Origin of the sequence: Microbacterium sp. Y-01, from assembly GCF_003856715.1 — a bacterium.
GTDB lineage: Bacteria > Actinomycetota > Actinomycetes > Actinomycetales > Microbacteriaceae > Microbacterium > Microbacterium algeriense.
Genome location: NZ_CP024170.1, coordinates 1214422 through 1237592, shown reverse-complemented (window position 1 = coordinate 1237592; position 23171 = coordinate 1214422). Strand labels below are relative to the sequence as shown.

Genomic DNA, 23171 nt, shown 5'->3' with positions numbered 1-23171 from the left:
CGTGATCGCCTGAGCACGCCGCATCCAGCCCACCGCGGGGACGCCCGCGCGAGGTCAGGCGAGTGAGCGAGTTCAGGCGGTTGTGGAGCGGAACGGCCTGACGCCGCATGATCGCCTGAGCTTGCGCGTCAGTCCCGCACTGCCCTGTAGGCCCTCGTCACATAGGGCAGGTCGATCGTGGTCTCCCCACGCAGTCCGAGTTCATCGAACAGCGCGTCGAGCTCGCCGTGGATGCGCGCCTTCTCATCCTCGGGAGCGGTGATGATGTAGCTGCGGGACGCGGCCATGCGGTGCAGCACGTCGCGGGTGACCGGTCGACTCCACTCCCAGCGCTCCTGCTGGATCGGGCCGAAGGGCGCCGCGACGACCGGGTCGCCCTCGGCGAGCATGAGTTCGGCGTGACTGCCGTGCATGATCTCGGTGAGCCTCCGCACCCACTCCACACGGTCGTCGCGAAGGTTCCAGATGAGCCCGAGCACTCCCCCGCTCCGCACCGCGCGCCCGATCTCGGCCGAGGCGGCGATCGGCTCCACCCAGTGCCAGGCCTGGCCGAGCACGACCGCGTCGACGCTCGCATCCGGCAGCGGCAGCCGTTCCGCCGACCCCAGGAACGTCGGCACACCCGGCACGGCACCACGAAGCGTCGCCAGCATCTCGGGATCGGGATCGACGGCCACGACCTCGGCGTCGGGCGCCTTCGCCAGAACCCGGGTGAGCTTGCCCGTCCCGGCCCCGACGTCCGCGACGCGGCGCGAGCCGGCCGGCATCCGCTCGAGCATCCAGGCCACCGCCTCGAACGGATAGTCGGGCCGCCCGGCCTCGTAGTCTCCCGCCTGCGCGCCGAACGACGTCGCCATCTCGTCAGCCATGTCGCCAGCATACGGCGAGTCTGCGACGCGGCTTCCGGCACGAGGGAGAAGGTGGGGATGTGCCACTGGACTTCACTGCGATCGACTTCGAGACCGCGAACTCCAGCCCGGCCTCTGCCTGCTCGGTCGGACTCGTCCGTGTGCGCGGCGGAGAGGTCGTCGCTGCGACGGGATGGCTGATCCAGCCGCCGCCCGGGCACGACGAGTTCCAGGAGTGGAACGTGCGCATCCACGGCATCCAGCCGGAGCACGTGCTCTCCGCATCCACCTGGGTCGACCAGTTCGATCGGCTGTGCGCCTTCGCCGGAGCCGACGTGCTCGTCGCGCACAACGCGGGCTTCGACCTGAACGTGCTGCGGCGGGCGTCGGAGGCCACCGGGCAGCTCTGCCCGCCCTACCGCTCGCTGTGCAGCCTCCAGGTCGCCCGCAAGACTTACGAACTCGAGTCCTACCGCCTTCCGATCGCGGCGGCCGCCGCGGGATTCGCGGAGTTCTCCCACCACGACGCCCTCGCCGACGCCCGTGCCTGCGCGCAGATCATCATCGATGCCGCGGGGCGAGTGGGGGCCAGCGACGTCTTCGCCCTCGCGGATGCCCTGAGCCTGCGGGTCACCGCACCCGTCGCCCCGGTCGAGGCGGCCCTGGAGCGCGCGGTCGCCTGATCCGTCCCGTGCCGGTGTGCGCGACGTCGGAATGTCGGAACCCGGCGGCATCATGAACACATGGATGCTCTGTCGATCGCTCTCGTGCTGCTGGCCCTCGCCGCCGGTGTCGCCGTGGGATGGTTCCTGCGCGCCGGACGCGGTGCCGCCGATGTCGCCCGCCTGCAGGCCGAGCTCTCCGCGGCCAGAGACGACCGCGACCGCCAGTACGACCTGTACCGCGATGCGGTCGAGCACGCGCGGAACGAGCAGCGTGCCGAAGCGCAGCGGGTGCAGCAGCAGAACGCCGTCCTGACCGCGCTCGCTCCCGTGCGGGAGAGTCTGCAGCAGATGCAGAACAAGGTCACGGCGATCGAGCGCGAACGCCACGCGCAGTTCGGCACCCTGGAAGAGCAGCTGCGACGTGCCCAGGAGTCCGACGAAGCGCTCCGCGCGACGACCGAATCCCTGGCCGGGGCCCTGCGCTCGACCGCGACCCGCGGTGTGTGGGGCGAGACGCAGCTGCGCCGTGTCGTCGAGGCCGCGGGGCTGACGCGACACGTCGACTTCGATCTGCAGGCGACCATCTCGTCCGATCGCGGTCAGGGCCGACCCGACATGGTCGTGCGTCTCGCCGGCGGCAGCTCCATCGCCGTCGATGCCAAGGTCCCCCTCGATGCCTATCTCGAGGCGTCCGCGCTGCCGGCGGGAGACGCACACGAGCCGCAGCGCCGTGCTCTCATGCAGCGCCATGTGAAGGCGGTCCGCGCGCACGTCGACGCGCTGGCGAAGAAGGCGTACTGGGCGGGACTCGATGCGAGCCCCGAGTTCGTGATCTGCTTCCTGCCGAGCGAGTCGCTGCTCGCCGCAGCGATCGACGAGGATCCGACACTCCTCGACTACGCGTTCAGCCGCCGCGTCGCGCTCGCCTCACCCGTCAACCTGTGGGCGGTCCTCAAGACGGTGGCCTTCACCTGGACGCAGCAGGAGGTATCCGCCGAGGCACGCACCCTGCTCGCACTGGGCACGCAGCTGTACGACCGCCTGGGCACTCTCGCCGGGCACGCCGACGACCTCCGCAGGGCTCTCGAGCGCACAGTCGACAGTTACAACCGCTTCGCCGGTTCTCTCGAGACCCGCGTGCTGGTGACAGCTCGACAGTTCCCCGGCGTCGACGCCTCGGCGCTGTCCTCTGCTCCCCCCGCCGCTGCCGGGACCACGCGCCACTTCACCGCACCCGAGCTGATAGCGCCCGATGCCCCTGGGCACGAGGACGCGACGGAGGCTGGGAGTGCTGCGACCGCCGCATCACTCCGTGCGGATGTGGGCGAGGTGCGGATACGCCTCGACGGCGACTGAGCGGGTCTCTCCGGCGTGGGCCGGAAACAACGCCCCTCGTTCAGGCAGCGCCGGGAACGCCGCTCAGCAGCAGGATGACGAGGCCGCTCGTGGCGAGGAAGGCGCCGATCATCCACCAGGCGCTGATCTCGTGCCCCTCGGCGCGACGGACGCGGAAGAGCACGTCGGCTCGTCGCGCGGGGTCCGTGACCGCAGTCTGCTGAACCGTGACGGGCGGCTTGGGGGCCACCGATTCGGCATCCGCACTCACCCGGAGGATGCGTCCGGTGTTGGTCGTGATGATCTTCGTCGGCGCGGCCTTGGAGCCACTCGTGTGCTGCGTTGTCATCTGTTCGCCCTCCTGTGCCTGCGGTGCCTGGCGGCTCCGTCGACGGCGACAAACCCAGTGACAATTGTGACACGGGGCCGCGGAGAAGCGTGGATCGTGCCGTTCCGACCCGATACCGGCTCGGTAACGATGGCGCCGGGGACGCTCCTGCCGCGTGTCGCTCCTCAGCTCTCCCGGCGCCCGGGGAGGCGGCTCAGAGCCACTTCGAGACGAGGTGCTCCGAGGCGATGCGGCGCAGCGTGCCCGAAGCACCGCGGAGCACGACGCTCTCCGTGTAGACGTAGCCGCGCTCACGGCGGACACCGGCGACCAGCTGGCCGTCGGTCACGCCCGTGGCGACGAAGATCGTGTTGTTCCCCTGCACGAGGTCATCCGCCTCGTACACCTTGTCCATGTCCAGACCGGCGTCGATCCCGCGCTGACGCTCATCGTCGTCGCGCGGCCAGAGGCGGCCCTGGATGTGTCCGCCGAGCGCCTTGATCGCGCACGCCGTGACGATGCCCTCCGGGCTGCCGCCGACGCCGACGCACATGTCGGTGCGCGCATCGTGGCGCGCGGCGTTGATCCCGCCGGCCACATCGCCGTCGCTCATCAGACGCGTGCCAGCGCCCGCGTCGCGGATCTCCTGGATCAGCTGCTCGTGCCGCGGACGATTGAGCACCGAGACCACGATCTCGTCGACCGGCTTGTCCAGCGCCCCTGCGAGCTTGCGGATGTTCTCCCCGATGGGGAGGCGGATGTCGACCACACCGACACCGGCCGGTCCGGTGACGAGCTTGTCCATGTAGAACACCGACGAGGCATCGAGCATCGTGCCGCGGTCGGACACAGCGATGACGGACAGGGCGTTCTGCCGACCGGCCGCGGTGAGAGAGGTGCCGTCGATGGGGTCCACCGCGATGTCGCAGAGCGGTCCGCGTCCCGTCCCGACGACCTCGCCGTTGAAGAGCATCGGGGCGTTGTCCTTCTCGCCCTCGCCGATGACGACGCGCCCCTGGAAGTCGACCGTGCCGAGGAAGGCGCGCATCGCGTCGACGGCAGCGCCGTCCGCCGCCTCCTTCGCCCCTCGACCGATGAACGGCACCGCTCGGATCGCGGCCGCCTCGGTCGCGCGCACCAACTCCATCGCGAGGTTGCGGTCGGGTCGAAGCGGGCTCAGATCAGCAGTCAGACTCACCATGCGGCCAGCCTATCCACCGCACCCGCGAAGACCGCGGCCTTTCGGGCACACGGGCGCGAAGGATCCGCGATTCTTAACACGGGAGCAGGACGGGCGGGCCTCGCGGCGGATCCCCCGGGCCGCATCGCCGCACGCTCCCCGATAGAGTGGCACCTGTCCCGGCTTCACCTACCGCAGGAGTTCTCATGCCCGTCGCCACCCCGGATCAGTACGCCGACATGCTCGACCGCGCGAAGGCCGGCGGCTTCGCGTACCCCGCGTTCAACGTCTCGAGCTCGCAGACCATCAACGCCGTGCTGCAGGGCCTGACCGAGGCCGGCTCCGACGGCATCATCCAGGTCACCACCGGCGGCGCCGACTACTTCGCCGGCCACACCGTCAAGGCCCGGGCCACCGGCGCCCTCGCCTTCGCCCGGTACGCGACCGAGGTCGCCAAGAACTACCCCGTCACGGTCGCCCTGCACACCGACCACTGCCCGAAGGACGCCCTCGCGGGCTTCGTCGAGCCGCTGATCGCCGCTTCGGAGGAAGAGGTCAAGGCCGGTCGCAACCCGATCTTCCAGTCGCACATGTGGGACGGCTCGGCGGTCCCGCTCGCGGAGAACATCGAGATCGCCAAGGAGCTCCTCCCCCGGATGAAGGCGATCAACGCCATCCTCGAGGTGGAGATCGGCGTCGTCGGCGGCGAAGAGGACGGCGTGCAGCACGAAGGGTCGAACGAGGCTCTCTACACGACCTTCGCCGACGTCGACCAGGCCGTCCAGGCGCTGGGCCTCGGCGAGCAGGGCCGCTACATCGCCGCCCTCACGTTCGGCAACGTGCACGGTGTCTACAAGCCGGGCGGCGTGAAGCTGCGTCCGGAGCTCCTCGGCGAGATCCAGGCCGAGGTCGCCGCCAAGTACAACACCGGCGCCAAGCCGCTCGACCTCGTCTTCCACGGCGGCTCCGGCTCGACGGACGAGGAGATCGCCCTCGCGGTCGCGAACGGCGTCATCAAGATGAACATCGACACCGACACGCAGTACGCCTACACGCGCGCGATCGCGGACTACATGTTCAAGAACTACGACGGCGTGCTCAAGGTCGACGGCGAGGTCGGCAACAAGAAGCAGTACGACCCGCGCGCCTGGGGCAAGGTCGCCGAGTCCGCGATGGCAGCCCGCGTCGTCGAGTCGACCCGCCAGCTGGGTTCGTACGGCCAGTCGAAGAGCTGACCGCACCACGATATGACAGATGCCCCGGCGGATCCGCCGGGGCATCTTCGCGTCTGCGGGCGGTACCCGTTGCGGCGGGGGCGAGGCTACTTCGCGACGGAGGTCAGGTACGAGACGAACGCCGGATCGTTCATCATCGGCACGGCGATGCAGGCCGTCACAACGCCCATCGTCACCACCGCACCCACGATCGGCACCCACCACGCGAGCCGTCCGCTGCGCAGGCGTCGGATCGACAGCGCGGCAGTGATCGCCCAGCCGACGGCGAGGACGATCGCGGCGACCGTGCCCCAGACCCTCCCCTGCGCGAAGTTCGTGAACTCCCCCTCGATGCCGAGGATGTCCATGGTCTGGTTCATGACCTGCGGCAGGTCCAGGTACGACAGGCCGGTGATCACGATGTTCACCAAGCCGTAGGCGAGCAGTCCGATCGTGGCGAATCGGTCCACCGGATGAGCCCGCTTCGGACCGGCGGCCGCGACCGAGGACGACACCGGCATCACGGGCGGCGGCGGCGGAGCCATCTCGCTGAGCGGCGGCAGCCCGGCGGCGCGTCGCTGCTCCTCGGGAGTCGCGAGTTCGCCGTACTGGGGCCGCTGATCGGTCATCCCGCCATGCTAACGGCTCGACCCGTGACGGGTTCACAGCGGAGGGACCGCCTGAGCGGTGGCACGATAGCGGCCCCGGAGAAGTGGGGACTTCTCGGGGCCGCGGATGCGGTGCGCTGGGGACGCTCCTCATCCAGATGATCGCCGGGCGCTGGGGACGCTGCGGGCGATCAGCAGCGTTCATGTTTACCGCTGCTCACTCGATCATAGGAAAACGCCTGCCGCGGCACCAGGGGTCTTCCTTCAGATAGTGAACTCCGCCCCGTCGTCCAGCGCATCGGCGCCGAGCTGCAGGGAGAGCCGACGCGCGGTCCGCTGCAGTTTCGAGACGAGCTCGCGATCGACGACGGCACGGTCTGCGGGGAGTGAGATCGCGAGCGACGCCGTGACCCCCGGGGCGTTGACGGGGACGGCCACGCAGGTCGCGCCGATGGCGTACTCCTCCTGATCGAGGGCCCAGCCGGGTGAGTGCTCCAGCTGCGTGAGCAGGGTCGTCCGGTCGCTGATGGTTCGCGGCGTGAGCTCTTCCAGTCGATGGCGGGAGAGGTAGTCGAGTCGATCCTCGTCCGGCAGGTCGGCGAGGATCTGCTTCCCCAGCGCGGTCGCGTGGGCGCTGGACTGCAGTCCGACCCACAGCTCGATGCGCGGGTTGCGGACGGCGTCGACGATGTCGACCAGGTGCATCTCGCCGTCGGCGAAACGGGAGAGGTAGGCGGTGGCTCCCACGTCTTCCGTCACCTCGCGCAGTGCCGCCCGCACTCGGGCGAGGAAGACCCCGCGGGAGTCGATCTGCTGCTGGAACGCGGGGAACCGCGTGCCGAGCACGAGGCCGTCGGGTTCGGAGCTGAGATACCCCTCGTGCACGAGGGTGCGCACCAGGTTGTAGGTGGTGCCGGGAGTCAGGCCGGTGATCGCGGCGAGCATCTTGGGCGGAAGGGGCCGCGGAGAGTTGGCGACGATGTCGACCAGCCGCAGTGCGCGCTGCACGGACCCGATGAGGGTCGGCTCCGCTTCCGCGGCGCTCAACGCTACGCGCCTCCTCCGGAGGTGCGTCCGCCGAGCGCCCGTGCGTCGCGCTGACCCGCAGCGTCCTGACGAAGCTCCTTGGGGAGCGAGAACATGAGGTCCTCCTCCGCCGTCTTGACCTCTTCCACGTCGCGGTATCCGGCGTCGCCGATCGCGTCGAGCACCTCGCGGACGAGGACCTCGGGCACGGACGCCCCGCTGGTGACGCCGACCGTCTCGACGCCGTCGAGCCACTCCTGCCGGATCTCCTCGGCGTAGTCCACACGGTAGGCGGCCTTCGCTCCGTATTCGAGCGCCACCTCGACCAGGCGCACGCTGTTGGAGGAGTTGGCGGAACCGACCACGATGACCAGGTCGGCGCCCGCGGCGACCTTCTTGATAGCGACCTGACGGTTCTGCGTCGCGTAGCAGATGTCGTCGGACGGCGGGTTGTGCAGCTCGGGGAAGCGGGTCCGGAGCCGGTTGACGGTCTCCATGGTCTCGTCGACCGAGAGGGTGGTCTGCGACAGCCACACGACCTTGCTCGGGTCCTTCACGACGACGGTGTCCGCCTCCTCCGGGGAGTTGACGACCGTGACGTGCTCGGGCGCCTCGCCTGCCGTGCCCTCGACCTCCTCGTGTCCGTCGTGACCGATGAGCAGGATCTCGAAGTCGTCGCGGGCGAACCGCACGGCCTCGCGGTGCACCTTGGTCACCAGCGGACAGGTCGCATCGATCGCATGGAGGCCGCGGTCGGATGCCGCATTCACCACCGCCGGCGACACCCCGTGCGCGCTGAAGACGACGTGCGCACCCCCCGGCACCTCGTCGACCTCCTCGACGAAGATCGCCCCCTTGGCCTCGAGTTCGGTCACCACGTGGATGTTGTGCACGATCTGCTTGCGCACGTAGACCGGCGCGCCGTAGCGCTCGAGCGCCTTCTCGACGGCGACGACCGCGCGGTCGACACCCGCGCAGTAGCCGCGAGGAGCGGCGAGCAGAACCCGCTTGTGTCCGGCCACCGGGTTATCCTGAAGCCGCCCGGCCGCCGCGCGCACGCGTGGAAGGCGAGGGACGGGGAGATGAACGGCAGTCGAAGTCACCCTTGAATTCTACCGCCGCGCAGCTGTGCGGGGCCGGGGAGACTCGAGGGCAGGAACGGGAGCGATGACAGTCTTCGAAGCGACGGCAGGACCGGGAGAGACGCCGCCGGCGGATTCGGTGGCCCCCCGCGACTCCACCGCCCAGGCCCCGACCTCGGTCACGCGACTCAACGCGACCATCCGCGACTTCATCGCCCGATGGAACACCGTGTGGGTCGAGGGGGAGATCACGTCCTGGAACGTCCGCGCCGGTAACGTGTTCGCGCGCTTGAAGGACACCCGCTCCGACGCGCAGATCTCGATCAGGGTCTGGTCGAGCGTGCGCGGCCGGATCCCGTCCGACATCGGCATCGGCGACCACGTGGTGGCCGCGGTGAAGGCGGACTACTTCGTCAAGTCGGGCGACTTCAGCTTCACGGTCTCGGCCATGAAGCACGTCGGACTCGGCGACCAGCTCGAGCGCCTCGAGAAGCTGCGCGTGCAGCTGCGTCAGGAGGGACTGTTCGATCCGTCCCGCAAGAAGCGGCTGCCCTTCCTGCCGCACGTGATCGGGCTGATCACGGGCGAGCGGTCGGATGCCGAGAAGGACGTGCACCGCAACGCCGAGCTGCGCTGGCCGCAGGTGCGCTTCCGCACCGCGTACGCCGCCGTGCAGGGCGACAGGTGCGTGCCCGAGACACTCGCCGCGCTCTCCCGGCTCGACGCCGACCCCGAGGTCGACGTCATCGTCATCGCGCGCGGCGGCGGAGATCCGCAGACGCTCCTGGGCTTCAGCGACGAACGCCTCCTCCGCGCCGTCGCCGCCGCCTCCACCCCGGTGGTGAGCGCGATCGGTCACGAGAACGATCATCCGCTGCTCGACGACGTCGCCGACCTGCGCGCCTCGACGCCGACGGACGCCGCCAAGCGCGTGGTGCCCGACGTCGGCGAGCAGCGTGCGCTCATCGCACAGCTGCGGTCCCGCGCGACGACGAGACTCACTCAACGCATCTCGCACGACATCGCGCAGCTGGAGCAGCTCCGCTCACGCCCGGTGCTGCGCTCCCCCGCGCCGATCATCGACGCCCGCGCACAGGAGACCTGGCTTCTGCTGTCGCGCGGGAGAGACGCGGTGAACCGGCAGCTCGACGACGCGGGACGACGCACGGGAGAGCTCCGCGCCTCGCTCAGGGCGCTCTCCCCTGCCGCGACGCTGGCGCGCGGCTACGCCATCGCGCACCTCGACGGCGGGGTGATCCTGCGCGATGCCGCAGCCGCGCCGTCGGGGAGCTCCCTCACGATCACGCTCGACAGGGGCTCGCTCGCGGCACGCTCGGAGGGCGAGATCCCGGAAGGCGCCTGAGCCGAGGGGCCGCGGCGCACGACGTAGGATGGAGGAGTGAGCGCCGTGAACGACATCCCCGTGGACACGCTGTCGTTCGAGGCGGCCCGCGACGAGCTCGTGAAGGTCGTCGCCGAACTCGAACAGGGCTCTCCGACCCTCGAGCACTCGCTGGCGCTGTGGGAACGCGGCGAGGCTCTGGCCGCCCGCTGCGAGGAATGGCTGCTCGGGGCCAAGCGCCGTCTCGACGCCGCACGGGCCGAGGCTTCGGACTCGGAGACCCCGGGGGCACAGCTGTGAGCAAGCAGCCGCCCATCATCGCGGAGCTCGGCCGCCCCGAGACGCCCGACGAGACCGCGGCCCGCAAGGCCGCCTCCAGCAAGGCGTACCGGTCGAGCCAGACCGTGCGCAACCTCATCGCCGCCCTGGCGGTCACACTCGCCGTGGTCGCCGTCATCGTCTTCGCCGTCCCGCGAGGCGAACCCGTGGAGCGCGCTCCCCTCGACGTGGCGGCCATCGCGGAGGGAGTCGAGTCCTCCCTGCAGAGCCCGGTCCTGATCCCGGAGCTCGGCGACTTCTGGCGTGCGAACGACGCGGAGCTGCAGAGCGGCGCCACGGTCGTCTGGGAGGTCACGCTCGCCCCCCGGGCGGACGAGGAGCGCGGTTTCATCAAGGTCGCCCAGGCGTTCGACGCCGACGCCTCGTGGGCACCGCAGCGGCTCAACGGCATCGCTCCCACCGACACCGTCCGGATCGGCGGGCGCGACTGGGACGTCTTCGAACCCGCCCGCGCCGAATCCAACGCCAACGTCTCGTACGCGATCGGCACGCAGGCCGGCGACGACTACATCCTCCTCTACGGCTCGCGGTCCCCCGATTCGACCGCCGAGCTCGCCGAGTCCCTCATCCCGCAGATCCGCACCATCTCGGAGGCCTCATGACGCACCCGCTCACCCCCGCCGCGGCCTGGGCGCAGATGCAGGAGGGCAACCGCCGCTTCGTGGCGGACGAGCCCCGGCATCCGAACCAGGACGTGCTCCGCCGCAAGGACCTCGAAGCCGCCCAGCATCCCGTCGCGACGCTGTTCGGCTGCTCCGACTCCCGCCTCGCCGCGGAGATCATCTTCGACCTCGGCCTGGGTGATCTGTTCGTCGTCCGCAACGCCGGACAGGTGATCGGCGAGTCGATCGTTGCGAGCCTGGAGTACGCGGTCGCGGTGCTCGAAGTGCCCCTCATCGTCGTGCTCGCCCACGACTCGTGCGGAGCCGTCCGCGCGGCGATCGACGGAACCGCGATCGATGCCGCTCCCCTGCCGCCGCACATCTGGAAGCTGATCGCGCCGATCGTCCCCGCTGCGAGGAAGGTGCTCGCCGAGAGCGGCGGAACCACCGTCGCCGAGATCGACTCCGAGCTGGTCGGACGCGAGCACCTGCGCAACACCGTGCACGACCTGCTGCAGTCGTCCGAGATCATCAGCAACGCGGTCGCCGAGGGCCGGCTCGGCATCGTGGGAGCGAACTACCGTCTGGCCGAGGGCGCCGCCGTGCCCGTCATCACGGTCGGGATCGACGAAGACGCCGACACCAAGGGGACCGTCCCCGCAACCAAGGAGGGTTCGGAATGACCGACACCGAGTACCGCATCGAGCACGACACCATGGGTGAGGTGCGGGTGCCCGTGAATGCGCTCTACGGGGCGCAGACGCAGCGCGCCGTGGAGAACTTCCCGATCTCGGGCAAGGGGCTGGAGTCGACGCAGATCGCCGCCCTGGCACGGATCAAGAAGGCCGCGGCTCTGGCCAACAAGGAGCTCGGCACCCTCGACGGCGCCATCGCCGACGCCATCGCGCAGGCCGCCGACCAGGTCGCCTCCGGCGCGCACGACGGCGAGTTCCCGGTCGACACCTACCAGACCGGATCCGGCACCTCCTCGAACATGAACATGAACGAGGTGCTCGCGACCCTCGCCACGCGCATCCTCGGCTCGGCTGTGCACCCCAACGACCACGTGAACGCCTCGCAGTCGTCGAACGACGTGTTCCCCACCTCGGTGCACATCGCCGTCACGCAGGCGCTCATCGACACGCTCATCCCGGCCCTCGACCACCTCGCCGTCGCCCTCGAGGCGAAGGCCGAGCTGTGGAAGGACGCGGTCAAGTCCGGTCGCACGCACCTCATGGACGCGACGCCCGTGACCCTCGGCCAGGAGTTCGGCGGCTACGCCCGTCAGATCCGCCTGGGCATCGAGCGCGTGCAGTCGGCTCTCCCCCGGGTGGCCGAGGTCCCGCTGGGCGGCACCGCGACGGGCACCGGCATCAACACGCCGCTGGGCTTCCCGCAGAAGGTCATCGAGCTGCTCGCAGCCGAGACCGAGCTGCCCATCACCGAGGCCAAGGACCACTTCGAGGCGCAGGCCAACCGCGACGGACTGGTCGAGGCCTCCGGCGCGCTGCGCACGATCGCGGTCTCGCTGACCAAGATCAACAACGACCTGCGCTGGATGGGCTCTGGCCCCAACACGGGCCTCGGCGAGCTCCACATCCCCGACCTGCAGCCCGGCTCCTCGATCATGCCGGGCAAGGTCAACCCCGTCGTGCCCGAGGCCGTGCTCATGGTCTGCGCGCGCGTGATCGGCAACGACGCGACCGTCGCCTGGGCCGGCGCGTCCGGGTCCTTCGAGCTCAACGTCGCCATCCCCGTGATGGGCACTGCGGTGCTCGAGTCGATCCGCCTGCTGTCGAACGCCTCGCGCGTGCTCGCCGACAAGACCATCGACGGTCTGCAGGCGAACGTCGAGCGCGCCGCGGCCTTCGCGGGCATGAGCCCGTCGATCGTGACGCCGCTGAACAAGCTCATCGGCTACGAGGCCGCGGCGAAGATCGCCAAGCACGCGGTCGCCAAGGGCATCACGGTGCGCGACGCCGTGATCGACCTGGGCTACGTCGAGCGCGGCGACCTGACGCTGGAGCAGCTGGACGAGAAGCTCGACCTGCTGTCCATGACGCACCCGGGCTGACCCGCACACAGCGAAGACGGATGCCACGACCCTGAGGGGTCGTGGCATCCGTCTTTCGTGCGGTCACACGCGGGCGTCGCGTCGCGCACCTCGCAAGGCCGCGAGAACCCGCGGCACGACGATCGCCGCGATGGCCAGGGCGATCACGGCGACGGCGATCGGGCTCTCGAACATCACGCCCAGGTTGCCCTTGCCGATGGCGCTGGTCTGGACCAGCGCCTTCTCCAGCAGAGGCCCGAGGACGAGCCCCAGCACGAACGGCGCCATCGGCAGGTCGACCTCCTTCATCAGATAGCCGATCAGTCCGAACACGAACACCAGCCACACGCTGAACATGTTGTTGCTCACCGAATAGGCGCCGATCAGCGAGGTCAGCAGGATGATCGGATAGAGGTACCCGTACGGGATCCGCAGCATCTGCGCGAACACCGGCGCGAGCGGGAGGTTCAGCACGAGCAGCAGGACGTTGCCGATGAAGAACGACACCAGCAGCCCCCAGACGAGCGCGGGCTGGGTCTCGAACAGCAGCGGTCCGGGTTGCAGTCCGAAGATCGTGAACGCGCCGAGGAGCACCGCGGTCGTCGCCCCGCCGGGGATCCCGAGTGCCAGGGTCGGCACGAAGTTGGCGTTCGCGGCCGCGTTGTTGGCGCTCTCCGGACTCGCCACGCCCTCGATCGCGCCCCGGCCGAAGTTGTCGCGATTGCGGCTGACCTTGCGCTCCACCCCGTAGGCCATGAACGATGCGAGAGTCGACCCGGCACCGGGGAGGATGCCGAGCAGGAAGCCGATGCCCGAGCCGCGGAGGATCGCCGGCATCGAGTCCTTGACGTCCTTGCGTGTGATCAGCATGTCCTGGAACCGGGCGCGGATGGGAGCGGCTGCGCCCATCCGGATCTGGTGCAGCACTTCGCCGAGCGCGAAGAGACCGATCATCACCTCGACGAAGGGGATGCCGGAGAGCAGGTTGACGTTCCCGAACGTGAACCGCGCCTCGCTGGTGCCCTGCGCGATGCCGACCGTCGCGACGAGAAGCCCCGCGACGGCCATCAGCGCACCGCGGATCATGTCCTTGCCCTGGAAGGTGATGACGACCACGAGCGCGAGGATCATGATCGCGAGCATCTCGACGGGGCCGAACTCCAACGCGAGGTCCGCGAGCGGAGGCGCGAGTGCCATCAGCAGCGCGAGGGAGATGATCGCGGCGATGAAGGATCCGATGGCGCTGATCGCCAGCGCTGCACCCGCACGGCCTCTCTTCGCCATCTGGTAGCCGTCCAGCGTCGTGACCACGCTGGCCGCCTCGCCCGGCGTGGAGATCAGCACCGAGGTGATCGTGCCGCCGTATTGGGCGCCGTAGTAGATGCCGGCGAGCATGATCAACGCGGTGACCGGCTCGAGCGTGAAGGTGACCGGCAGCAGCACGGCGACGCCGGTCGTGGAGCCGAGCCCGGGCAGCAGGCCGATGACCGTGCCGAGGAGCACGCCGACGAAGCACCAGAGCACGTTCTCCAGCGTGAGCGCGGTCTGGAAGCCCAGAAGAATGTTCTCGATCATCAGATGAGTCCGATCAGGCCGGTGGGCATCGGCACCTTCAGCAGGACGGCGAAGACGACGTGCACGACGGCGATGGCGATGGCGCCCACGAGGAGCGCAGCGAGGATATGGCGCCGCTCGACGATCGTCGCGATGGCGACGACGAGCAGCCCGAGCGCGATGAGCAGCCCGGTGACGGGGACGAGCAGGAGCGCCAGGAACAGGAGGCCGACGACGAGCGCCAGCATCCCGTTCCGCTGGCGCTGCGAACGGCCGAGCACGTCGATGTCGGACTGCTCCGTGCCCGCGCCCGCGTCCGCGTCCGGGGGTCGACGCAGGGTGGCGACCACGTCGACCACGGCGAGCACCGCCATGACCACGCCGAGGACGACCGGCATGAAGCCGGCGCCGATCTGACCGTTGTCGGTGGTGAAGCCGTACCCCGACCCGATGAGGGCGGCCACGGCTCCCACGACGACCAGGACCCCGCTCGCGGCGACCCTGGCGATCCGGGGTGACATGATCACTTTCCGACGACCGCCTCGAGGGCAGCGGAGTTCTCCGCGAGGTAGTCGGCGAACTCGTCGCCGTACGCGGCGTTGGCCTGCATGAGGTTCTCCTCGATGTAGGCGGTGTACGCCTCGGACTCGGCGAACTCCTTCGCGGCGTCGATCCAGAACTGCTTGGCCTCCTCGCTGATGCCGCCGGGGGCGATGAATCCGCGGAACTGGGCGAACGCGACGTCGATCCCCTGCTCCTTCGCCGTGGGGATGTCGGCGAGCTCCGCGTACTCGTAGCGTTCCTCGGACAGCGCGCAGAGCGCCTTCAGATCACCGGATTCGAGCTGGCCGAGCACCTCGCTCGGGTTCAGGGAGCCGACCTCGACGGTACCGCCGAGGAGACCGGCGATGACCTCGCTGCCGCCCTCGAACGGGACACGGTCGAAGGTGATGTCCTGGTCCTTCTCGATGAGCGTGAACACTACCTCGTCCAGGCTGACGGTGCCGGACACGGCGGCGACGACGCCATCGCTCTTCGCCGCGTCGACGACGTCGGTGCACGTGTCGAACCGGCTGTCGCCGGGAGCGACCACGAGCGTGTAGTCGTCGCCGAGCTTCATGATCGGCGTGAACGACTCGTAGCTGAAGCCCACGTCGGTCGTCAGCGGCAATGCGAGGAGCGCGGTCTCCGCCGCGAGCAGGTAGTTGCCGTTGCCCTGCTGCGCGAGGAAGTGCGAGTACCCGACGGCTCCGGATCCGCCCTCGCGGTTCTCCACCGTGACCGTGGAGCCGGTCGCCTCCTCGAGGCCGCTGGCGATGGCACGACCGGAGACGTCCGAGCCGCCACCGGCGGCGAACGGCACGATCATGCGGACGTCCTGAGGCGCGAACGCATCTCCTCCTCCGCCGCCGTCACCCTGCGCGGTTGCGGAGCAGCCGGCGAGAGCCATGACGGATACGGCGCCGATGGCGATTGCTGCGAAACGTGACTTCATTGTCTTTCCTTGTCTCTTTGTCGGGTTCGAACGGAGGAATGGGGGGATCAGACGGACTCGCGGGCGGCGCGTGCCTGCGCGCCGACGTCGACGGCTGTGCGGAACGCATGCTCATACGCCCCGGTGGACGCGGACCGGGTGCCGACCACGTCGAACGCGGTCCCGTGAGCCGGCGTGCAGACGGGCACGCTGAGGCCGCCCGCCATCGTGACGCCGCGGTCGAAGCCGAGCAGCTTCACGGCGATCTGCCCCTGGTCGTGGTACATCGTGAGGACGCCGTCGAACCCGCCGTCACGCGCCTTGAGGAAGATGGTGTCGCTGGGGAACGGGCCTGCCGCGTCCACTCCCCGCCGCTGCAGCTCGGCGATCGCCGGAGCTATGAGGTCGATCTCGTGGCGACCGAACTTCCCCGACTCCCCGGCATGCGGGTTGAGGGCGCAGACGCCGATGCGCGGCTCGTCGATGCCGCGTGCCCGGAGCACTCGCTCGAGCAGCTCGCCGCGTTCCACGATGAGGTCGTAGGTGATCAGGTCGGCGACCTCGGAGATCGAGCAGTGGCTGGTGACGCGACCCGTGACCAACTCCGGGAGGATGTTCAGCTCGGTGGCGGAGGTGCCGTCGTCGAGCACCGTCTCGAACCATGCCATCTCGTCGTTCTCGGTCATCCCGGCCAGGTGCAGCGAGGACTTGTTCAACGGGGCGAAGACGATCGCATCGACGTCACCCGCCTTCGACAGCTCCAGGGCGGTGCGCAGGCTCGCCATCGCCCAGAGACCCCCTTCGCGGGTGGGCTGCTTCCGCACGAAGCCGCCGGGCGGGCGCGTCCCGCCGTTGTCGATCAGCTGCGGGACGCCGGTTCCCCGCTCCCTGGTCCAGGCGAACTCGACGCCGGCGTCGGCCATGGCCTCGAGGAGTTCCTGCTCATCGCCGATGATCAGGATGTCGGCGACCGCGGTGGACGCGGGGTCGGCGAGCTGCCGGGCGACGAGTTCGGGGCCGACTCCGGCGGGGTCGCCGAGGGTCAGGGCGATGCGAGGGTGAGAGGTCATGGCTGTCCTTCGTTCGGGAGGGTCAGGGCACGGGCAGTACGGCGGATGCGGGGGCGGCGGCACGCTCGCCGGCGGCGAGCACGTCGCGGATGTATCGCTGGTTCGCGGCGCACATCCCCAGGCTGTCTCCTCCGTAGTGCTCGCACAGGATGACGCCGTCGAAGCCGACGGCCACCGCCTGCTGGATCACGTGGCGGTAGTCGATCAGGCCCGATGCCATCGTCGACGGAGCGCTGGTGGCGCGTGAGCGGTCGAACGTCTCATCGCGCGTGTAGTTCTTCACATGCCAGTAGTTCGCGTAGGGAAGCGTCTTGGCGTACGCCTCGCGCCAGTCTTCGATGGGCCGGTGGAGGCGCACGAGGTTGCCGATGTCCGGGTTGAGTCCGACGTTGTCGAGCCCGATCTCCTCGACCAGCCGGACGGCGGAGTCGGCTGTCCCGAGATAGGTGTCCTCGTACATCTCGAGCGAGACCCGGAGGCCCACTTCGCCGGCGTGCCTGCCGAGCTCGCGAAGCCGCGTCACGGCGAGCGCCCACGTCGCCGGGTCGTCGGCGGGGTCGCGCGGGCCCTCGACCGACCAGAACCACAGCGCGCGGCGCTGCGCGTCGCTGAGAGGTCGGTGCAGTCCGGTGGAGAAGACGCTCATCCCCATCTCCGCCGCGGCATCGATCGTGCGGTGGGCGTACGCGAGGTTCTGCTCGCCACGCCCCGGTTCGATCACACTCTGCCGCTGCACATGCACCGAGGGGATCGCGATGCCGCGCGCGGCGGCGACCGCGACGAGCTCGGCGCGGTGCGCGCTGCTCAGGTCGGCGGGACGGATGTGACTGTCGGCGAGCTCTGCCATCGAGAAGTCGACCGCGGCGACCTGGGCGAACGCCGCCTCCCACGCCTCCGGCCCGGCGTCGTGCAGGGTGCGGCCATCGGCGAGCACGGTGGGTACGCCGTGCAAGCATGCGGCGATCGGCCATTCGGCTGCGGGGAACGCAGGCATCTCACTCCATCGTGTCCGGGGCTCCGATCGACATCGGAGCCTGCCTTCGTAAATCCTATAGGAAATATTCAATCGCCGCACAACGAATATCGGTTGCTCTCCGCGCGATCCTCTCCCGACGGGCGCGCCGAACCGTGGCCTCCCAGTCGAGCTCGCAACGAGGCTTCCAGACGATCAGCCGGCGTTCGGACGGCGCTCTTCAGGTCAGCGCAGGGGGTCGCCGTCGGCTTCGCGCCAGGATCGATCACGCACGCCCTCGATGTGCGCCCGCATCGCGGCGGCCGGCGCTTCCGGGTCTTCGGAATCGAACGCGTCGATGATCGCCGCATGCTCGGCATGCGCCTCTTCCACGTCGTTCGCCCCCCGGAGGACGGCCTGGCGCATACGGTGCGTCAAGGCACCGAGGTCGGCATGCATGCTCATGATGTAGCGGTTCCCCGCCGCCCGCAGGATCACCTCATGGAAGTCGGCGTCCGCTGCGAAGTACTCCTGCATGTCCCGCACGCTCGCGGTCCCCGAGCGCATCGAGGCGGCGATGCGCTGCGCCCAGTCCTGGTGACGATCATGCGCCGCGCGCAGGTCCGCGAGCAGGTCAGCGGCGTGCGGGGTCGCCAGCCTGGCGGCTTCGACCTCGAGCATGAGGCGTGCCGCGAAGAGCTCATCCAGCTGGTCCGGTCCGAGCGGCGGCGCGACACGATATCCCCGCAGGGCCTCACGGGTGACGAGCTCGGTGCGCTCGAGCTGCACCATCGCCTCCCGCACCGGGGTGGGCGAGACATCGAGTTGGCGGGCGAGCGTGTCGATGGACAGACGCGCGCCCGGCTCCACGTCGCCGTCGAGCAGCATCTCGAGGATCAGGTCGTACACACGGTCGCGCAGGTTGCGCCGCTCCATCTCGGTGACCCGCCGCGGGACCGGTGCCGTCATCGCATCTCCTCCATGTCGAGCGCCTCATCAAGAATTCCGCCGAAAGCGAGCGGATCATGGGCGAAGCGACCCAGGAACACACCGTCGACCGCATCGCCGATGCGAGGCAGCAGACCTGGTCTCGCACTCCCACCGTAGATGACCTGAGCGGAGAAGGGGGTCGCGACGAGCGCAGTCTTGATGGCACGGGTGACCAGGCGGATGTGCTCATCGTCGGCCGGATCCGACCTGCCGATGGCCCACACGGGTTCGTAGGCGACGACCAGTCGGTTCGCCAGGGAGCCGTCGACGCGAGCGAGCGACGACTCGAGCTGCGATGTGCACACCTCGGCAGCCCGTGTCGGATCCGACTCGACCGTCTCGCCGATGCAGAGGAGCGGCGTCAGTCCGTGCCGCACGACGGCCGCGGTCTTGCGTGCGACGGTGTCGTCCGTCTCGCCGAAGTGCGCGCGCCGTTCCGCGTGCCCGATCTCCACCAGGCTGACGCCGTGCTCGGCGAGTTCCGCCGCGGAGACCTCGCCGGTGTATGGCCCTGGCTCCGCCCAGTGCACGTCCTGTGCGCCGACGAGCATGCCGGCAGCACGCGCGATGGGCATCACCTCCGCGATGGACGCGAAGCTCGGGATGACGAACGGCTCGACCAGGCCTTCGCGCACAGCCGGATGGGCTGCGCAGATGTCCGCGACGGCCCGGGTCCACTCCACCGTGCGTGCCCGCCCGAAGTACATCTTCAAGCTCGAGCCGATCAGCACGCGTCAGCCCTCGTATGCGCAGATGTCGGCGACGTTCGCCTGAGAATGACTGGACGGATCGAAGGTGTAGCCGAGCCACTCCCCCGCGAGCCTGCGCGCCAGCTCGATGCCGACCACACGCTGGCCCATGCAGAGGATGTGCGCGTCGTTGGAGAGCACCGAGCGCTCGACGGAGAACGAGTCGTGAGCCGTGACCGCACGGATGCCGGGGACCTTGTTCGCGGCGATCGCGACGCCGAGCCCCGTGCCGCAGAGGAGGATCGCCCGGTCGGCCTCCCCGCGCGCCACCCGTTCGGCCGCCTCGATGGCGACCTTCGGGTAGGACGTCGACCCCGCGGCATCGTCCACGCCGACATCTATCACGGACGCGACGAGCGGATGCGCCTCGAGGTCTCGCTTGATGATCTCCTTGTAGTCGTATCCTGCCTTGTCGCTTCCGACGATCAGACGCCATGCCATGCGATCAGTTCTCCTTCTGTGCAGCGAGGACGCCGTGCACCGTGCGGCACACGAGCGCGAACGACACGGCCCCGGGATCAGGGGTGCCGAGGGACCTGTCGCCGTGCGCACGCGCACGGCCGAGAGTGGCCGTGAGAGAAGCGGTCGCGTCCGCGGCCGCCTGGGCCGCATCGGCGGCATCTCCCCAGGCGTCGAGCAGCGGCCGTCCGTCGGTCACCAGGTGCGCGAGGCGGTCGCTGAACGGCACGATCGCGTCGACCATGGTCTTGTCCCCGACCTGCGCCTTGCCGAACGCCATGACGGCTTCTCTCGCGGCGACGATCCCCGCGGCGACCCTCTCCCCGTCGGCGCGCTCGTCGTCACCGAGCTGCCGGCCGAGCGCACGGAGCATCTCGCCCCAGATGGCGCCGCTGGTGCCGCCTGCTCGGTCGCTCCAGGCATCCCCTGCCCGCTGCAGGGTGGTCCGCGCCCCGGCAGCTGCGTCGACGGCCGCTCGAGCGGCGTCGGCGGCGGCGCGGGTGCCGCGCTCCATGCCGATCCCGTGGTCGCCGTCTCCGGCGATCTGATCGATCCGGCCGAGCTCATCGGCGGCGGAGGCGACGGCGTCGGCGACCGCTTCGAGGGCCGTGGCGAGGAACCGCGCCGTCTCGCGGGATGCGGCGGTCGCCGCCGGCACGTCCGCATCCGGCGCCTCGGCGGTGACGGACGGGGCGCGCCGGCGCGCCTCGACGGTGCCCTTGCGGTACCCGGGCGCGTCGGCGGGAGCAGCCCACAGCTGTTCGAGTTCTTCATCGAGCCAGAGCAGTGTGAGCGAGAGACCCGCCATGTCGAAGCTGGTGCACAGTTCGCCCACCTCGGGTTCCACGACGGTGATCCCTCGCGATGCCAGGGCCTCGTGCACGCGCCGATAGACGACGAAGAGCTCCTCGTACTTGACGGAGCCGAGGCCGTTGAGCAGCGGCACGACGCGCGCGCCGGCGAATTCCGCCCCGTCGGGGCGCTCCTCCAGCAGGGCGTCGACGAGCAGGTCGGCGAGCCCGTCGGCCGTGGGCACATCCACCTCGTCGATACCGGGTTCGCCGTGGATGCCCAGCCCGACGGCCATCCGCCCCTCCGGCACGGTGAACAGCGGCTCTGCGGCGCCGGGCAGCGTGCACCCGGTGAAGGCCACGCCGAAGGAGCGGGTGCGTGCGTTCGCGTGACGGGCGACGCGTTCGACGTCGTCCAGGTCGTAGCCCGCCTCCGCCGCAGCCCCGGCGACCTTGAACACCGCGAGGTCTCCGGCGATGCCGCGCCGCTTGTGGGCCTCGTGCTTCGGCGCGCTCCAGATGTCGTCCGTCACGACCACGGTGCGCACGTCGATCCCCTCCGCGCGCAAGCGCTCCTGCGCCTGATCGAAGTGGAGCACGTCCCCGGCGTAGTTGCCGTAGCTCAGCAGCACGCCGCGACCTCGCTCGACGGCGCCGACGATCTGGTACACCTGATTCGCTGACGGCGAGGCGAAGAGATTGCCCATCGCGGCTCCGTGCGCGAGTCCGGTGCCGACCAGCCCGCCGAACGCCGGGTAATGCCCCGAACCCCCGCCGACGACGACGGCCACGGTGGGTTCATCGGCCTCGGTGGCGCGCACCACGCCGCCCGGCGCCGACTGCACCCACCGGGACGCCGCAGCCGCGAAGCCCGCGGTCATCTCGTCGGCGAACTGGAGCGGATCGTTGAACAGACGCGTCATCGCGTTCCTCCTCGGGTCTGCGCGGAGCCCTCCGGACTCCGTGGCCAATATCCTATAGGAAATTGAATGACGAGTGTCGAACAAACAGAGAACGGCGGATGCCGCAGCATCCGCCGTTCTCCTCCCCCGCGTCGTCAGCTGAGCTCTCCGCCCTCCAGGAGCTCGGTGACGAGCGCGGCGATCGCGGAGCGCTCCGACCGCATCAGGGTCACGTGTCCGAACAGGTCGTGGCCCTTCAGGGTCTCGATCACGCTGGCGATGCCGTCGTGGCGTCCGACGCGGAGGTTGTCCCGCTGGCCGACGTCGTGCGTGAGGATCACCCGCGAGTTCTGACCCATGCGGCTGAGCACCGTCAGGAGCACGTTCCGCTCGAGGGACTGCGCCTCATCGACGATGACGAACGCGTCGTGCAGCGAGCGCCCACGGATGTGGGTGAGCGGGAGCACCTCGAGGATGCCGCGTTCGACGACCTCCTCCATCACGTTGCCGGAGACCACCGAGCCGAGGGTGTCGAACACCGCCTGCCCCCACGGACCCATCTTCTCGCCCTGATCGCCGGGCAGGTATCCGAGCTCCTGCCCGCCGACGGCGAACAACGGTCGGAACACGATGATCTTCTTCTGCTGCTGTCTCTCCAGGACCGCCTCGAGCCCGGCGCAGAGGGCGAGAGCAGACTTCCCGGTTCCGGCGCGACCGCCGAGGGAGACGATGCCGACCTCCTGATCCAGGAGCAGATCGATCGCGATGCGCTGCTCCGCGGAGCGACCGTGCATGCCGAAGATGTCCCGATCGCCGCGCACCAGCCGGTACTCGCCGTCGCCGGTCACCCGGCCGAGCGCCGATCCGCGCTCGGAGTGGATGATGAGGCCCGTGTTGACCGGAAGCCCTCGCGCATCCTCGCTGATCCCGACCTCGCTCTCGTACAGGTCGCTGATGTCATCTCCGGAGAGGTCGAGCGTCGAGATCCCCGTCCAACCGGAATCGACGGCCTGCTCGGCGAGATACTCCTCCGCACGCAGGCCGAGAGAGGCGGCCTTGACGCGCATCGGCAGATCCTTCGACACGATCGTGACGTCCTGCCCGTCCTGCGCGAGATGCATCGCGACGGAGAGGATACGGGTGTCGTTGTCGCTCAGCCGGATGCCGGCGGGGAGCACCGAGGAGTCGGTGTTCGCGAGCTCCACCCGGAGGGTGCCGCCCTCTCCGACCTCGACCGGGAAGTCCAGGCGTCCGTGCTCGATGCGCAGGTCGTCCAGGTGACGCAGCGCCTGGCGCGCGAAGTAGCCGATCTCCGGGTCGTGGCGCTTGCCCTCGAGTTCCGTGATCACGACGACCGGCAGCACGACCGAGTGCTCGGCGAATCGGAAGAACGCCTGCGGGTCACTCAGCAGGACCGAGGTGTCGAGGACGTACGTGCGCAGATCCTGATCCGGATCGGCGGTCGCGTCTCGACGCGTGGTCTTACGGGTGGACTGCTGCGCGGTGCTGGTGGCCTGCTGCGCTGTACGTGTGGTCACGACCCACTCCCGACCCGGGGGAATCCCGGCTATTCGAACGAGTCGACCAGGGGGTCACGAGCCGTCAACC

Annotated in this window: 24 protein-coding genes; 8 read left to right on the top strand and 16 right to left on the bottom strand. The window is 69.7% G+C overall.

Annotated features, from left to right (window positions below):
- Positions 1 to 128 precede the first annotated feature (128 nt).
- Positions 129 to 869, bottom strand: coding sequence for a class I SAM-dependent methyltransferase (locus tag CSX12_RS05760; protein ID WP_124895151.1), 741 nt, complete (start codon positions 867 to 869; stop codon positions 129 to 131).
- Positions 870 to 928: 59 nt separating this feature from the next.
- Here CSX12_RS05760 and CSX12_RS05755 point away from each other — a divergent pair, with 59 nt between their 5' ends.
- Positions 929 to 1531, top strand: a complete 603-nt coding sequence (locus tag CSX12_RS05755; RefSeq protein ID WP_124895150.1) for a 3'-5' exonuclease — start codon at positions 929 to 931, stop codon at positions 1529 to 1531.
- Between the two features lie 60 nt (positions 1532 to 1591).
- Complete coding sequence (locus tag CSX12_RS05750; RefSeq protein WP_124895149.1) at positions 1592 to 2869, top strand: DNA recombination protein RmuC; 1278 nt, start codon at positions 1592 to 1594, stop codon at positions 2867 to 2869.
- A 40-nt stretch (positions 2870 to 2909) separates the two neighbouring features.
- On the opposite strand, the gene CSX12_RS05745 is transcribed toward CSX12_RS05750, so the two are convergent.
- Both CSX12_RS05745 and glpX read right to left on the bottom strand, forming a co-directional pair.
- On the bottom strand, positions 2910 to 3197 hold the full coding sequence (locus CSX12_RS05745) for a hypothetical protein (RefSeq protein WP_124895148.1): 288 nt from the start codon (positions 3195 to 3197) through the stop codon (positions 2910 to 2912).
- Between the two features lie 193 nt (positions 3198 to 3390).
- Entirely contained in the window at positions 3391 to 4377 is a 987-nt protein-coding gene (gene glpX / locus CSX12_RS05740; protein ID WP_017203918.1) for a class II fructose-bisphosphatase, read from the bottom strand.
- Between the two features lie 185 nt (positions 4378 to 4562).
- On the opposite strand from glpX, the gene fbaA reads away from it, so the two are divergent.
- A complete protein-coding gene (fbaA, locus tag CSX12_RS05735) occupies positions 4563 to 5591 on the top strand; it encodes a class II fructose-bisphosphate aldolase (protein WP_017203919.1) in 1029 nt (342 codons plus the stop codon).
- An 86-nt stretch (positions 5592 to 5677) separates the two neighbouring features.
- Here fbaA and CSX12_RS05730 read toward each other — a convergent pair whose 3' ends face one another.
- From CSX12_RS05730 to CSX12_RS05720, 3 genes are all read right to left on the bottom strand, one after another.
- Positions 5678 to 6199, bottom strand: coding sequence for a DUF6264 family protein (locus CSX12_RS05730; RefSeq protein WP_124895147.1), 522 nt, complete (start codon positions 6197 to 6199; stop codon positions 5678 to 5680).
- A 243-nt stretch (positions 6200 to 6442) separates the two neighbouring features.
- Complete coding sequence (locus tag CSX12_RS05725; RefSeq protein ID WP_017203921.1) at positions 6443 to 7225, bottom strand: IclR family transcriptional regulator; 783 nt, start codon at positions 7223 to 7225, stop codon at positions 6443 to 6445.
- A 2-nt stretch (positions 7226 to 7227) separates the two neighbouring features.
- Positions 7228 to 8307, bottom strand: coding sequence for a 4-hydroxy-3-methylbut-2-enyl diphosphate reductase (locus CSX12_RS05720; RefSeq protein ID WP_206427141.1), 1080 nt, complete (start codon positions 8305 to 8307; stop codon positions 7228 to 7230).
- A gap of 64 nt (positions 8308 to 8371) precedes the next feature.
- Here CSX12_RS05720 and xseA point away from each other — a divergent pair, with 64 nt between their 5' ends.
- From xseA to CSX12_RS05695, 5 genes are read left to right on the top strand one after another with little or no spacing between them, the layout of a single operon-like run.
- Positions 8372 to 9649, top strand: a complete 1278-nt coding sequence (gene xseA / locus CSX12_RS05715) for an exodeoxyribonuclease VII large subunit (RefSeq protein ID WP_124895145.1) — start codon at positions 8372 to 8374, stop codon at positions 9647 to 9649.
- 36 nt (positions 9650 to 9685) lie between these two features.
- Complete coding sequence (locus tag CSX12_RS05710; protein ID WP_026049935.1) at positions 9686 to 9928, top strand: exodeoxyribonuclease VII small subunit; 243 nt, start codon at positions 9686 to 9688, stop codon at positions 9926 to 9928.
- A complete protein-coding gene (locus CSX12_RS05705) occupies positions 9925 to 10569 on the top strand; it encodes a DUF4245 family protein (RefSeq protein WP_026049936.1) in 645 nt (214 codons plus the stop codon). The genes CSX12_RS05710 and CSX12_RS05705 overlap by 4 nt, the downstream gene beginning before the upstream one ends.
- Entirely contained in the window at positions 10566 to 11252 is a 687-nt protein-coding gene (locus CSX12_RS05700; protein ID WP_017203923.1) for a carbonic anhydrase, read from the top strand. The genes CSX12_RS05705 and CSX12_RS05700 overlap by 4 nt, the downstream gene beginning before the upstream one ends.
- On the top strand, positions 11249 to 12643 hold the full coding sequence (locus CSX12_RS05695; protein WP_017203924.1) for a class II fumarate hydratase: 1395 nt from the start codon (positions 11249 to 11251) through the stop codon (positions 12641 to 12643). The genes CSX12_RS05700 and CSX12_RS05695 overlap by 4 nt, the downstream gene beginning before the upstream one ends.
- A 63-nt stretch (positions 12644 to 12706) precedes the next feature.
- Here the strand turns inward: CSX12_RS05695 and CSX12_RS05690 are convergent, their stop codons facing one another.
- From CSX12_RS05690 to CSX12_RS05645, 10 genes are all read right to left on the bottom strand, one after another.
- Positions 12707 to 14197, bottom strand: a complete 1491-nt coding sequence (locus tag CSX12_RS05690) for a tripartite tricarboxylate transporter permease (protein WP_124895144.1) — start codon at positions 14195 to 14197, stop codon at positions 12707 to 12709.
- Positions 14197 to 14697, bottom strand: coding sequence for a tripartite tricarboxylate transporter TctB family protein (locus tag CSX12_RS05685; RefSeq protein ID WP_026049937.1), 501 nt, complete (start codon positions 14695 to 14697; stop codon positions 14197 to 14199). The genes CSX12_RS05690 and CSX12_RS05685 overlap by 1 nt, the downstream gene beginning before the upstream one ends.
- Positions 14698 to 14699: 2 nt before the next feature.
- Positions 14700 to 15671, bottom strand: a complete 972-nt coding sequence (locus CSX12_RS05680) for a tripartite tricarboxylate transporter substrate binding protein (protein ID WP_124895143.1) — start codon at positions 15669 to 15671, stop codon at positions 14700 to 14702.
- A 47-nt stretch (positions 15672 to 15718) separates the two neighbouring features.
- The gene (locus CSX12_RS05675) at positions 15719 to 16720 is read right to left on the bottom strand and encodes a 4-hydroxythreonine-4-phosphate dehydrogenase PdxA (protein ID WP_124895142.1); all 1002 of its coding nucleotides are present in this window, start codon (positions 16718 to 16720) and stop codon (positions 15719 to 15721) included.
- A 22-nt stretch (positions 16721 to 16742) separates the two neighbouring features.
- Complete coding sequence (locus CSX12_RS05670) at positions 16743 to 17714, bottom strand: sugar phosphate isomerase/epimerase family protein (protein WP_124895141.1); 972 nt, start codon at positions 17712 to 17714, stop codon at positions 16743 to 16745.
- Between the two features lie 204 nt (positions 17715 to 17918).
- On the bottom strand, positions 17919 to 18641 hold the full coding sequence (locus tag CSX12_RS05665; RefSeq protein WP_124895140.1) for a GntR family transcriptional regulator: 723 nt from the start codon (positions 18639 to 18641) through the stop codon (positions 17919 to 17921).
- Positions 18638 to 19393, bottom strand: coding sequence for a triose-phosphate isomerase family protein (locus CSX12_RS05660; protein ID WP_124895139.1), 756 nt, complete (start codon positions 19391 to 19393; stop codon positions 18638 to 18640). Before CSX12_RS05660 ends, CSX12_RS05665 begins: the two co-directional genes overlap by 4 nt.
- Positions 19394 to 19396: 3 nt before the next feature.
- The gene (locus CSX12_RS05655; RefSeq protein WP_124895138.1) at positions 19397 to 19852 is read right to left on the bottom strand and encodes a ribose-5-phosphate isomerase; all 456 of its coding nucleotides are present in this window, start codon (positions 19850 to 19852) and stop codon (positions 19397 to 19399) included.
- A gap of 4 nt (positions 19853 to 19856) precedes the next feature.
- The gene (locus CSX12_RS05650) at positions 19857 to 21584 is read right to left on the bottom strand and encodes a dihydroxyacetone kinase family protein (protein ID WP_124895137.1); all 1728 of its coding nucleotides are present in this window, start codon (positions 21582 to 21584) and stop codon (positions 19857 to 19859) included.
- Between the two features lie 134 nt (positions 21585 to 21718).
- A complete protein-coding gene (locus CSX12_RS05645; RefSeq protein ID WP_225855833.1) occupies positions 21719 to 23005 on the bottom strand; it encodes a PhoH family protein in 1287 nt (428 codons plus the stop codon).
- Positions 23006 to 23171 lie beyond the last annotated feature (166 nt).